Genomic DNA, 12,681 nt, shown 5'->3' with positions numbered 1-12,681 from the left:
GACCTGATCCGCACAGAGGTTCGTGCGGCGGACCCCGGCGGCCGGCCGTGCGGGGCAGCCGAAGGGACCCGAACCGGCGGGGAAACCGGCGCGGCCCACGGGCGTCCGGGAAGGCCCCCCGGCCGGCCAAGGGCCCCTGGCAGGTGGAGGATCCGTGCTCCGTGAACGATCAGTGGCCGGTGAAGGACTCCTGGTCCGTGAAGGTCCCGTGCCGGCCCGCCCCGGCCGCGAAGCGCGCCGCTCCCTCGACGCCCTCCGCCAGCACGTCCATGCCGTACTGGACCTCGGCGAGCATCGCCGCCTGTTCGTCCAGCCCCTCCTGGTCCAGCACCGACGCCCGGTCGCTGCGCAGGCAGGCCTGCGGGAACGCGGCGATGGACGCGGCCAGTTCCTCCGCCGCCGCGCGCGATGTGCCCGCCGGGACCAGGCGGTTGGCCAGGCCCATCGCGTACGCCTCTTCGGCCGGGACCGGACGGCCGGTCAGGATCATGTCCATGGCCCGGCTGGTACCGATCAGCCGCGGAAGCCGTACCGTGCCGCCGTCGATCAGCGGCACCCCCCAGCGACGGCAGAAGACGCCGAACACCGCGTCCTCCTCCGCCACTCGCAGGTCGCACCAGAGCGCCAGTTCCAGGCCGCCCGCCACGGCGTGCCCGGCGACGGCCGCGATCACCGGCTTGGACAGCCGCAGCCGGGTCGGGCCCATCGGCCCGTCGCCGTCCTCCGCGACCCGGTTGCCCAGCTCGCCGCCCACCGCCTTCAGGTCCGCGCCCGCGCAGAAGGTGCCGCCCTCACCCCACAGCACCGCCACCCGGGCCGCGTCGTCCGCCTCGAACTCAAGGAAGGCGGAGGTCAGTTCGGCCGCCGTCGGCCCGTCCACCGCGTTGCGCGCGGCGGGCCGGGAGAGGACGACCGTGGTGACAGGACCCTGGCGTTCCAGGCGGACCGGCATGCGCTTCCCTCCGTCGGAAGGCCATCGGGGTCAGATGACCTTCAGTCGTACCAGCGCTCCCAGTGTCAGGGCTCCCGGCAGCAACGGCACCCACACGGTGATGATCCGGTACGCGAGGACGACGGCCGTCGCCACCGCCACCGGGCCGCCCGCGGCCACCAGCGCCACGATCAGCGCCGCCTCCACGGAACCCAGACCGCCCGGGGTGGGGATCAGCGCGACGGCGACCGTGGCCGCCAGGTACGCCAGCGCCATGTGGGCGGGCGGTACCGGCAGGCCAAGAGCCTGTCCCACCGCCACCAGTCCGGCCGCCTGGAGGGCGGGGAAGGCGAGCGAGCCGCCCCACAGCGCCAGCGCCCGGGACGGACGCGTGTGCACCGAGCGGGCCTCGCTCAGCGCCGAGCGCACGAAGCGGAACACCGGCTCGCGCACCCGTCGTACGAGGAACAGCGCGCCCAGCGCGACGACGGCCACCGCGCCGGCGACGGTCAGCAGCGGGCCGGCCGTCCCGTGCGGGAGGAGGCCGCCGAGGTGCAGGGCGTCCGGGAAGGCGACGAAGAACACGGCCATCAGGCCCACCCGCGCCACCGACTCGGCGAGCAGATACAGGGCGAGCGCGGCCGAGGAGGTGGCCAGCGGCACCCCGCACACCGTCATGAACCGCAGGTTGACCGCGCCGGAACCCAGGCCCGTCGGCAGCAGGTGGTTGGCCGAGCCGGCCGCGAGCTGGGTCGCCAGCAGCCGCCAGCGGGGCAGTTGCTGGACCACCGCGCCCTGCCGGGTGAAGGCCGCGGCCACCCAGGTCAGGCAGGTGGCGGCGCCCGCGGCCAGCAGCCACGGCAGGGAGGCGTCACGGAGGTGGGCGAAGCCCTCGACGAGGACCGGCCAGTGCTGCACCGCGATGACCGCCACGAGCAGGAGCGGGATCAGGGTGAGGATGTGCCGCCAGGGGACACGGCGGGCGAGCCGGGGGAGACGGCCCGCACGGAAGCCGGGGATTCTTTCCGCTGTCACACCGGGAGAGGTTTTCCGCGCCGCGCCAACTGCGGGTGGCGGAAGAGGAGACACCGGATGACGGACGGGAAGCGGGTGAGGGGGGAGGCTCATCTGGTCCTTCGTACGGGGGGACGGTGAGCGGACATTGACCTCAACGAAGCTTGAGGTCCTACGTTCTCCCCCATGAGTATGGAGACCACCGCCTGGACCCAGTTGCACAGCGTGATGACCGCCGAGCAGGAGCGGCGCCCGCTCGACCGGGCCACGCTGCGCCGGATCGCCGCCTTCGCCCGCCCGCACCGCGGCGGGATCGTCCGTTTCGTTCTGCTCGGGGTGCTCACCGCCCTGCTCGCCGTCGCCACCCCGGTGCTGGCCGGCCATGTCGTCGACGCGATCGTGTCGGGGCACGACACCGGCACGGTCGAACGGCTGTCGCTGCTGATCGCGGCCGTCGCCGTCGCGGAGGCGGCGCTCGGCGTCCTCGGGCGCCGGCTCTCGGCGACGCTCGGGGAGGGACTCATCCTCGACCTGCGCACGGCGGTGTTCGATCATGTGCAGCGGATGCCCGTCGCGTTCTTCACGCGTACCCGTACGGGAGCGCTGGTCAGTCGTCTCAACAACGACGTGATCGGCGCCCAGCGGGCCTTCGCCAACACCCTGTCCGGCGTGGTCAGCAACCTGGTCACGCTGCTGCTCACCCTCGCGGTCATGCTGACCCTGTCCTGGCAGATCACCCTGCTCGCCCTGGTGCTGCTGCCGGTGTTCGTGGTGCCCGCCCGCCGGATGGGCGGCCGGATGGCCCGGATGCAGCGCGAGGCCGCCGCGCTGAACGCGGCCATGGGCACCCGGATGACCGAGCGCTTCTCCGCGCCCGGCGCCACCCTGATCAAGCTCTTCGGCCGCCCCGAGGAGGAGTCGGCGGAGTTCACGGCGCGCGCCGCCCGGGTCCGGGACATCGGGGTGCGCACCGCCACCGCCCAGTCGGTCTTCATGACCGCCCTCACCCTCGTCTCCTCGCTCGCGCTCGCCCTGGTCTACGGCCTCGGCGGCTGGTTCGCGCTGCGCGGCACCCTGGAGCCGGGCGCCGTGGTCTCCCTGGCCCTCCTGCTGACCCGGCTCTACGCCCCGCTCACCTCGCTGGCCGGCGCCCGCGTCGAGGTGATGAGCGCGCTGGTCAGCTTCGAGCGGGTCTTCGAGGTCCTCGACCTCAAGCCCCTGATCGAGGAGAAACCGGACGCCCGCGAGGTGCCCGACGGCCCGCTGGCCGTCGAGTTCGACGACGTCCGCTTCGCCTACCCGGCCGCCGACCAGGTCTCCCTCGCCTCGCTCGAAGAGGTCGCGGCCCTGGACGCCCGCGGCGGCGCCGAGGTCCTGCACGGCATCTCCTTCCGCGCCGAACCCGGGCAGACCGTCGCGCTGGTCGGTTCCTCCGGCGCGGGCAAGTCCACCATCGCCCAGTTGCTGCCGCGCCTGTACGACGTCGACGGGGGCGCCGTACGCATCGGCGGCGTCGACGTCCGCGACCTGGGCGCCGGTTCGCTGCGCGCCGCCCTCGGCATGGTCACCCAGGACGGCCACCTCTTCCACGACACCGTCCGCGCCAACCTGCTGCTCGCCCGCCCGGCGGCCGGTGAGGAGGAGCTGTGGGACGCGCTGGGCCGGGCCCGCCTCGACGAGGTCGTACGGTCGCTGCCCGACGGCCTGGACACGGTGGTCGGCGAACGCGGCTACCGGCTCTCGGGCGGCGAGCGGCAGCGGATGACCATCGCCCGGCTGCTGCTGGCCCGCCAGCGCGTGGTCATCCTCGACGAGGCCACCGCGCACCTGGACAACACCTCGGAGGCGGCCGTCCAGGAGGCGCTCGCCGAGGCGCTGGAGGGGCGCACGGCCGTCGTCATCGCCCACCGGCTGTCGACGATCCGGGCGGCCGACCAGATCCTGGTGATCGAGGACGGCCGGATCGCGGAGCGCGGCACCCACGCGGAACTCCTGGTGGCGCAGGGGCGGTACGCCGAGCTGCACCGCACCCAGTTCGCCGCCGCACCGGCATCCTGACGGCCGCGTTCACCTCAGCGTCATCTTTTTCCCCGATTCCGCGAAGGGAGCGCTCCCGCACTTGACGGCACTGGTCCGGACCTTTAGCTTCACGCCTTAAACAAAGCCTCACGGCTGTGCTCAACACCCGCTGACCACAGAGGTGTTGGGCGCACGCCGTGCCGCATCCCCCCGCGTGAAAGGCCAACCCCCCATGGCCAGACCCCTTCCCACGGCCGCCGCCCTGGCCGCCCTGACCCTCTCCGCAGGCCTGTTCGCCGCGTCCCCCGCGCAGGCCGCCACCGGCACCATCACCGGCATCGGCGGCAAGTGCCTGGACGTGGCGGGCGCAAGCTCGGCCGACGGCACGGCCGTCCAGCTCTACGACTGCAACGGCACCGCCGCCCAGCAGTGGACCGTCGGCAGCGACGGCACCATACGCGCCCTCGGCAAGTGTCTCGACGTGACCGGGAACTCGACCGCGGACGGCGCCAAGGCCCAGCTGTGGACGTGTTCCGGCGGCGCCAACCAGAAGTGGACCGTCAGCTCCGCCCACGACATCGTCAACCCGCAGGCGAACAAGTGCCTGGACGCCACCGGCAACTCCTCGGCGAACGGCACGCGCGCCCAGATCTGGACGTGCGGCGGCACCGCCAACCAGAAGTGGACCGCGCCCGCGTCCGACGGCGGCGGCACCACGCCGTCCTCGCCGATGGCGGTGGCACCGTATCTGTACAACGGCTGGGGCGACCCGCCGAGCCCGACCACGATCACCAACGCGACCGGCGTGAAGTACTACACGCTCGCGTTCGTCCTCAGCAACGGCTACTGCAACCCGCAGTGGGACGGGAGCCGGGCGCTGACCGGCGGGGTCGACCAGCAGACGGTCAACACCGTGCGGGCCAACGGCGGTGACGTCGTACCGTCCTTCGGCGGCTACAGCGGCAACAAGCTGGAGAGCTCCTGCTCCAGCGCCGGCGAACTGGCCGCGGCCTACCAGAAGGTCATCAACGCCTACGGCGGTCTCAAGGCGATCGACATCGACCTGGAGGCCGACGCCTACAGCAACGGGACCGTGCAGCAGCGGGTCGTGGACGCGCTGAAGACGGTGAAGGCCAACAACCCCGGCACGAAGGTGTACATCACCATCGGCACCGGCCAGAGCGGCCCCGACACCAGCCTGATCAACCGGGCCGCGTCCTCCGGGCTGACCGTCGACGCCTGGGCCATCATGCCCTTCGACTTCGGCGGCGCCGGCCAGAACATGGGCAACCTCACCACCCAGGCGGCCGAGGGCCTGAAGAACGCGCTGAAGAACGCGTACCACTACAGCGACGACCAGGCCTACCGGGACATGGGCATCTCGTCCATGAACGGCATCACCGACAACAACGAGACGGTGACCGTCAACGACTTCCGGACCATCCTCGCCTACGCCCAGCAGCACCACCTGGCCCGGCTCACCTTCTGGTCCGCCAACCGCGACCGGCCCTGCACCGGCGGCTCCGCCGACAGCTGCTCCGGCGTGAGCCAGTCCAACTGGGACTACACGCGCGTCTTCGCCGGCTACACCGGCTGACCCCCCACACCTCGGACTAGGAGATCCCTTGCCTCGCCTTCCCTGGCGCCGCAGACCGACGGCCGCCGCCGTGCTGGCCGTTCTCGGAGCGTCCCTGCTGACCGCCGCCCCGTCCGCGCACGCGGCCGCCGCCGCGCTGCCCACCGGGCTCGCCACCCTCACCAACGCCGCGAGCGGCAAGTGCCTGGACGCCAGGGCCGCCGCCACCGCGAACGGCACCGCCGTCCAGCAGTACTCCTGCAACGGCACCACCGCCCAGCAGTGGAGTCTCACCGCCACCAGCGACGGCTACGTCCGGATCGGCAACGGCAACAACACCGACCAGGTGGTCGACGTCACCGACGTCTCCACCGCCGACAACGCCACGGCCCAGCTGTGGACCTACGGCGGCGGGGCCAACCAGCAGTGGCAGCCGGTCGACGAGGGCGGCGGCGCCTACCACTTCGTCAACCGCAACAGCGGCAAGTGCCTCGACGACCCGGCCGCCTCCACCGCGGACAGCGTGCAGCTGGTGCAGTACACCTGCAACGGCACCGCTGCCCAGCGCTTCCAGGTGGCCGCCGTGACGGCGCCGCCGTCCGGCACCCCGGACCTCGGCCCGAACGTCGTCGTCTTCGACCCGTCGATGTCGGCGTCGACCATCCAGAGCCGCCTCAACTCGATCTTCCAGCAGCAGGAGACGAACCAGTTCGGCTCCCAGCGCTACGCCGTGATGTTCAAGCCGGGCACCTACAGCGCCAACGTCAACGTCGGCTTCTACACCCAGGTCCTCGGCCTCGGCCTGACCCCGGACGCGGTCAACATCAACGGCGCGGTGCACGCCGAGGCCGACTGGTTCCAGGGCAACGCCACCCAGAACTTCTGGCGCGGCGCGGAGAACCTGTCCGTCACGCCGACCGGCGGCGCCGACCGCTGGGCGGTCTCGCAGGCCTCGGCGTACCGCCGGATGCACCTGCGCGGCAACCTCGCCCTGGACGACGGCGGCTGGTCCAGCGGCGGCCTGATCGCCGACAGCAAGATCGACGGCCAGGTCAACTCCGGCAGCCAGCAGCAGTGGCTGACCCGCAACTCGCAGCTCGGCAGCTGGACCGGCTCCAACTGGAACATGGTCTTCGTCGGCAGCACCGGGGTGCCGGGCACCACCTTCCCGAGCCCGCCGGACACCACGGTCGCCCAGAGCCCGGTGACCCGTGAGAAGCCGTTCCTGTACGTCGACGGCTCCGGCAACTACCAGGTCTTCGTACCGTCGACCCGGTCCAACTCCTCCGGCACCAGCTGGAGTTCCGGTTCGGCCGCCGGTTCGTCGCTGTCCCTGGACAGCTTCTACGTCGTGAAGCCGGGCGCCACCGCGTCCCAGATCAACGCGGCCCTGGCGGCGGGCAAGAACCTCCTGGTCACCCCGGGTGTCTACCACCTCGACCAGACGCTCCAGGTCAACCGGGCCGACACCGTCGTCCTCGGCCTCGGCCTCGCCACCTTCGTCCCGGACAACGGCGTCACCGCGATGAAGGTCGCCGACGTCGACGGCGTCCAGATCGCGGGCCTGCTCTTCGACGCCGGCACCACCAACTCCTCCACCCTGGTGGAGGTCGGTCCGAGCGGCTCCTCGGCCTCGCACGCGGCCGACCCGACCTCCCTGCACGACGTGTACTTCCGGGTCGGCGGCGCGGGCGTCGGCAAGGCCACCACCAGCCTCGTCGTCAACAGCGACAACGTCATCGGCGACCACATGTGGATCTGGCGCGCCGACCACGGCAGCGGGGTCGGCTGGACCAGCAACACCGCGGACACCGGCCTGGTCGTCAACGGCGACAACGTGACGATGTACGGCCTGTTCGTCGAGCACTTCCAGAAGTACCAGACCCTCTGGAACGGCAACGGCGGCCGGACGTACTTCTACCAGAACGAGATGCCCTACGACCCGCCCAACCAGGCGGCCTGGATGAACGGCTCGACCCAGGGCTACGCGGCCTACAAGGTCGCCGACTCGGTCACCAGCCACCAGGTGTACGGCCTGGGCAGCTACTGCTACTTCAACGTCAACCCGGGCGTGGTCGCGGCGCACGCCGTCGAGGCGCCGAACACCTCGGGCGTCCGCTTCACCAGCCTGGTGACGGTCTCCCTCGGCGGCACCGGCACCATCAGCCATGTCGTCAACAACACGGGCGGACCGTCGAACTCGTCCACCAACGTGGCGAACCTGAAGTCGTACCCGTGACCTGAACGGCCGTGGGCCGGTACGGCGGACATCCGCCGTACCGGCCCACGGCCGTTTCCCCGACGTCCGGGACCGCCGCGACCGCTACGGCTTCTGCGACTTCTGCGACTTCTGCGAGTTCGACGAGGTCGTCCGGGCGGCCGCCCGGTCCGTGGACTCCGCCCGTTCCAGGACGGGACGGTGGCTGCCGCGCAGCGCCGAGGCCACCGCGGAGACCAGGGCCATGCCCGCGGCCACCCCGAAGACGACGGTCAGGCCGTGGTGGAACGGACCGGAGACCAGCTGCGGGAAGAAGGTGTGGCCGGTCAGGACGGACCGCTGGGCGCTGGTCACGTGGTCGAGGACGCCCTCCGAGGAGAGCAGGTGCTCGATCGGGTTGTTGCCGAGGAACGTCGCGAACAGCGTGCTCACCGGCGGCAGCGAGGCGGCGTGCGCGGCGGAGGCGGCCGGTACGCCGTGCGCGGTGAGACCGCTCTTCAGGGTGTCCGGGAGCGTGGCGGCGAGGCCGGAGACCATCAGCGAGAAGAAGACGCCGATGGACAGCGCCGTACCGGAGTTCTGGAAGGTGGAGCGCATGCCCGAGGCGACTCCCCGGTACTCGGCCGGGACGCTGCCCATGATCGAGGACGTGTTGGGCGCCGAGAACATGCCCTGGCCGAGCCCGTTGAGCAGCAGCAGCGTCGCGAACAGCCCGTAGTCGAAGTCGACGGGCAGCGCGAGCAGGCCGAGGAACGACAGCATGACGACGACCAGGCCCGCGGTGGAGAAGAACCGGGCGCCGAACCGGTCCGACAGGTAGCCGGAGACCGGGCCCGCGACCAGGAAGCCCAGCGTCAGCGGGAGCATGAAGATGCCGGCCCACAGCGGGGTGTCCTCGAAGTCGTAGCCGTGCAGCGGCAGCCAGATGCCCTGCAGCCAGATGATGAGCATGAACTGCAGGCCGCCGCGTGCGATCGAGGTCAGCAGGGCGGCCACGTTGCCGGCCGCGAACGCCCGGTTCCTGAAGAGCGTCAGGTCGAACATCGGGTCGGCGACCCGCGTCTCGACGACGCAGAAGGCCAGCAGCAGGGCGACGCCGCCGATCAGGCCGGTCAGCACCCACGGGTTCGTCCAGCCGGTGGCGTTGCCGCCGTAGGGCTGGATGCCGTACGTGATCCCGGCCAGCAGGATGCCGGCGCCCGCCGCGAAGGTGATGTTGCCCAGCCAGTCGATCCGGCCGGGCCGGCCCGTCGAGGTCTCGCGCAGGCTCAGGTACGACCAGATCGTGCCGGTGATGCTGACCGGGACGCTCACCCAGAACACGGCCCGCCAGTCGACGGCGGCCAGCAGACCGCCCGCGAGCAGTCCGAGGAACTGGCCCGCCAGCGCGGTGATCTGGTTGATGCCGAGGGCCATGCCGCGCTGCCGGGCCGGGAAGGCGTCGGTGAGGATGGCGGCCGAGTTGGCGGTGAGCATGGACCCGCCGAAGGCCTGCACGATCCGCCACAGGATCAGCCACATCGCGCCCGCTCCCGCGCGGAACGGGTCCAGTGACAATGCGACCGAGGCGCAGGCGAAGATCAGGAACCCGAGGTTGTAGATCTTGACCCGGCCGAACATGTCGCCGAGGCGTCCGAGCACGACCACCAAGACCGCGGAGACCAGCAGGTAGCCGAGGATCATCCAGAGCAGGTAGCCGATGTTGCCCGGCGCCAGCGGGTCGAGGCCGATGCCGCGGAAGATCGCCGGCAGCGAGATGATGACGATCGACGCGTCCATCGTGGCGATCAGCACGCCGAGCGTGGTGTTCGAGAGCGCGACCCACTTGTAGCCGGGTCCGGGCGGGGTTTCCTGGTGGCGGGCCGAGCGCAGGGCGCCGGACCGGCGGGGCGCGCTCACACCCGTTCCGCCAGCCGGGCGAGGAGCGGCACGGCCGCCCCGAGGGTCTCGCGCTCCTCGGCGGAGAACCCGTCGAGGACGTCCGCGAGCCGCTGCACGGACTCCGAGCGCCGCTCGGCGAGCATGGCGCGTCCCTCCTCGGTGACGGCGGCGATGCTCCGCCGTCCGTCCACGGCGTCGGGGGTGCGGCGGATCAGGCCGCGCTGTTCGAGCTGGGCGAGGGTGGCGGCCATGGCCTGCGGACGCACCCGTTCCATCTCGGCCAGTGAGGTGGGGGAGTCGGGTCCTTCGGCCGCGAGCCGCGCCAGCACGGAGACGCCCGAGAGCGAGACGTCCCCGACCGCGTGGGCCTGGCGCAGCCGCCGTGTCATCCGGCCCACCGCGAGCCTCAGCTCGGCGGCGAGGAGGGAGGCGTCGCCCGGATCCCGGGTGCCGCCGGCATCGGAAGCTATGTCTGTCTTCACATGTACTAATACTAGATTTATCAGTCTGGACTGTTCAACCAGTCATAAGTAAATACGACGGAGCCGGGTCGAGCCCGTATCGGCTCGGCCCGGCTCCGTCTCCGGATCGCGGGGGTCTCAGCTGCAGGTCAGCCGGCCCGCCGTGGCCTTGGCGGTGAGGACGCGGTGCACGGAGGCGGTCACCTTGGCCCGGAAGGAGGCGTCCGACGCCATCTTGGCCTGCACGCCCTGGATCATCGCCGGAAGAGCCGACGCCTTGACCGTGAGGACCATGTCGCCGCCGGCGTTCAGGAAGTCCACCGCCCGCTGCGCCGGGGTGAAGGAGCGGACCGCGACGGCCTGGCCGAGGTCGTCGGAGATCACGACGCCCTTGAAGCCGAACTTGGTGCGCAGCAGCGAGCTGATCACGGTCGGCGAGAAGGCCGCCAGATGCTTCGAGTCGATCTTGGTGTACTTCGCCGAGGAGATCATCACGAACGGCGACCCCGCGGTGATCGCGCTGCGGAAGGGCTGCAGGCTCGCGCTGGAGGACGTGGTCACCGAGTCGACCACGTTCGCGGTGGTGTCGGTGTTCCCGATGACCTGGCCCAGACCGGGGAAGTGCTTCACGGTGGTCATGACCCCGGCGTTGCGGAAACCGGCGGCGAAGGCGCCGCTGTGGGAGGTGACGACGGAGGGGGTGTGGCCGTACTCACGGTAGAAGTGCCCGATGGGAGCGTTGCGCGTGCCGAGGCTCGCGGGCACCACGTCGGCCACCGGGGCCAGGTTGAGGTCGAGGCCGGCCGCCTTGAGCTGCCGTGCCCACGTCTCGGCGCGGGAGCGCAGCGTCGCCGTGCTCCAGGAGCCCTGGGTGAGCGCGTTGGGCATGACGGAGAAGCCGGGGCCGCTCAGCACCTGGACCTGCCCGCCCTCCTGGTCGGTGGAGACGAGCAGCCCGACCCGGTGTCCCGCGACCGTGTCCGCCTGCGCCCGCGCCCCGTCCACGACCTTCTTCGTCGCCGCCGTACCGGCCGAACTGCGCCCGGTGAGCATGACGGACCCGACGTGATAGGTGCGCAGGGTCTTCAGGTCCGCGGCGCTCGGACGGGACGCGGCGATTCCGCCCATGAACAGCTGGCCGACCCGCTGCGCCGTGGTCATCCCCGTGTAGACCTTGTCGGCGCAGGCCGTGGCGGACACGCGGTGGGCCTCCTCCCCGGCCGCCGGCGCGCTGCACGCGCACACGGCGAGCAAGGTGGTGGCGAGCCCGACGGCGGTGCGCCGGGCAGCGGAACGCCGGCCCGCGGGCCGGCGGACGGGTGTCGCCATGGTGCGCTCCTGACTCGTGAGTGATGCGGTCCACGGGACCGGCCGGCCCCCGCACGGCATCCCTGCCCCGCGCGGCCCGACATCCGCCCCGGCGCCTCACGTTACGCCGAACGGGTGCGGTGCGCGCTGTGGCGGTCCCGGCCGCCTCGGGCGCGCTCACCGGACGGCCGCAGCGCCCGGTGACAGGGCGGCCCGGACGGTCGCGGTCAGTCGGACAGCGCCAGCCGGGCGGTGATCCGCTTGCCGACGGGCTCCCGCCGTGCCTCGACGTCCCTGGCCACCGCCAGGACGATCTCCAGGCCGTGCTGCCCGACCCGTCCGGCGTCCGCCGGCCGGGCCAGCGGAAGGGCCGGATCGCTGTCCCACACCTCGATCTCCAGCACGCCGTCGGCGGCGCCCAGGTGCAGCAGCACCGGTCCGGGCGCGTACTTCAGCGCGTTGGTGACCAGCTCGCTCACCACCAGCTGGGCCAGCTCCAGCGTGCGGACCGGCACCGGCCGTCCCGGCGCCGACTCGGCCCGTGCCAGGAAGTCCGACGTCCGGTGCCGGGCGTGGGCGATACAGCCGTCCGCCCCGTCCAGCGCGACCGTGACCTCGACAGGTGCAGCATCCGCCATCCGGGAACACTCCTCGGGCGGGACAGACGCCCTGCCGACGATCCGCGATACCCCGTTCATGGGCGCGCGCCTACCCGGCGATGCGCCGTCGTACTCCCGCACCGCCCCGATCCGGATGCCCGCCGTCGTGCATCGCAGTCCGTCCGGCTGGGCACGTTGGCTGAGGACCGGCGACACAGCTCGGACCGAGGGCGCGGAGGACGCACGTGGCAGAGGAACACAGGGCAGCGGAGAACGGTGCGCTGTCCGTCACCCGGAGCGACGTGGACGGCGTCACCGTGCTCGGCCTGCGCGGCGAGATCGACTGCGACACCGTGGGCGCCCTGGCCCGCGCCATGCCGCCGGCCGATCCCACCGCGGGCTCCCGGGTCGTCGTCGATCTGAGCGGGGTCACCTTCATGGACTCCAGCGGGATCAACGCCCTGATCGCCGCCCACCAGGTGACGCGGGCCGCACGCGGGTGGCTGCGGCTCGCGGGGCTGCGGGACCCGGTGCGGCGGACCGTGGAGCTGGTGGGCCTGGACACCCTGGCCACCTGCCATCCGACCGTGCGGGAGGCCATCGCGGCGTGACGCCGTGCCGGGCGTCCGGGCGGGGCCGGTTCCGGCCCCGGTCCGGCCTCGGCACACTTTGGT

Annotated in this window: 10 protein-coding genes; 4 read left to right on the top strand and 6 right to left on the bottom strand. The window is 72.0% G+C overall.

Going from position 1 to position 12,681, the window contains the following annotated elements; all coding sequences use genetic code 11:
• Positions 1-169: 169 nt before the first annotated feature.
• Together ACIQOE_RS09300 and ACIQOE_RS09295 are read right to left on the bottom strand one after the other, a co-directional pair.
• Positions 170-952: a crotonase/enoyl-CoA hydratase family protein gene (locus ACIQOE_RS09300; protein ID WP_351314214.1), complete on the bottom strand. Its 783-nt coding sequence runs from the start codon at positions 950-952 to the stop codon at positions 170-172.
• 30 nt (positions 953-982) lie between these two features.
• On the bottom strand, positions 983-1,966 hold the full coding sequence (locus tag ACIQOE_RS09295; protein ID WP_399010023.1) for a YbhN family protein: 984 nt from the start codon (positions 1,964-1,966) through the stop codon (positions 983-985).
• A gap of 171 nt (positions 1,967-2,137) precedes the next feature.
• Here ACIQOE_RS09295 and ACIQOE_RS09290 point away from each other — a divergent pair, with 171 nt between their 5' ends.
• The 3 genes from ACIQOE_RS09290 to ACIQOE_RS09280 all read left to right on the top strand — a co-directional run bounded on the left by ACIQOE_RS09290 (position 2,138) and on the right by ACIQOE_RS09280 (position 7,779).
• Positions 2,138-4,003 (top strand): ABC transporter ATP-binding protein, encoded by a 1,866-nt coding sequence (locus tag ACIQOE_RS09290; protein WP_351315992.1) that lies wholly within the window; start codon positions 2,138-2,140, stop codon positions 4,001-4,003.
• Positions 4,004-4,196: 193 nt separating this feature from the next.
• On the top strand, positions 4,197-5,561 hold the full coding sequence (locus ACIQOE_RS09285) for a ricin-type beta-trefoil lectin domain protein (RefSeq protein WP_401410686.1): 1,365 nt from the start codon (positions 4,197-4,199) through the stop codon (positions 5,559-5,561).
• A gap of 28 nt (positions 5,562-5,589) precedes the next feature.
• The gene (locus ACIQOE_RS09280; protein ID WP_351314204.1) at positions 5,590-7,779 is read left to right on the top strand and encodes an RICIN domain-containing protein; all 2,190 of its coding nucleotides are present in this window, start codon (positions 5,590-5,592) and stop codon (positions 7,777-7,779) included.
• An 84-nt stretch (positions 7,780-7,863) separates the two neighbouring features.
• Here ACIQOE_RS09280 and ACIQOE_RS09275 read toward each other — a convergent pair whose 3' ends face one another.
• The 4 genes from ACIQOE_RS09275 to ACIQOE_RS09260 all read right to left on the bottom strand — a co-directional run bounded on the left by ACIQOE_RS09275 (position 7,864) and on the right by ACIQOE_RS09260 (position 12,046).
• Complete coding sequence (locus tag ACIQOE_RS09275) at positions 7,864-9,537, bottom strand: MFS transporter (protein WP_365559725.1); 1,674 nt, start codon at positions 9,535-9,537, stop codon at positions 7,864-7,866.
• A 116-nt stretch (positions 9,538-9,653) separates the two neighbouring features.
• Positions 9,654-10,121 carry a MarR family winged helix-turn-helix transcriptional regulator gene (locus ACIQOE_RS09270; protein ID WP_401410684.1) on the bottom strand — a complete coding sequence of 156 codons (468 nt, stop codon included), beginning with the start codon at positions 10,119-10,121 and terminating at the stop codon, positions 9,654-9,656.
• Between the two features lie 117 nt (positions 10,122-10,238).
• On the bottom strand, positions 10,239-11,429 hold the full coding sequence (locus tag ACIQOE_RS09265) for a glycoside hydrolase family 3 N-terminal domain-containing protein (RefSeq protein WP_365559705.1): 1,191 nt from the start codon (positions 11,427-11,429) through the stop codon (positions 10,239-10,241).
• A 206-nt stretch (positions 11,430-11,635) separates the two neighbouring features.
• Positions 11,636-12,046, bottom strand: coding sequence for an ATP-binding protein (locus ACIQOE_RS09260; RefSeq protein WP_362648702.1), 411 nt, complete (start codon positions 12,044-12,046; stop codon positions 11,636-11,638).
• 206 nt (positions 12,047-12,252) lie between these two features.
• On the opposite strand from ACIQOE_RS09260, the gene ACIQOE_RS09255 reads away from it, so the two are divergent.
• A complete protein-coding gene (locus tag ACIQOE_RS09255; protein WP_365568135.1) occupies positions 12,253-12,618 on the top strand; it encodes an STAS domain-containing protein in 366 nt (121 codons plus the stop codon).
• Positions 12,619-12,681: the final 63 nt, after the last annotated feature.

Origin of the sequence: Streptomyces sp. NPDC091282, from assembly GCF_044757385.1 — a bacterium.
GTDB classification, from domain to species: Bacteria; Actinomycetota; Actinomycetes; order Streptomycetales; family Streptomycetaceae; genus Streptomyces; species Streptomyces gramineus.
Note: the sequence above shows the minus strand (reverse complement) of the source record. Positions and strands in the feature narration are given on the sequence as shown.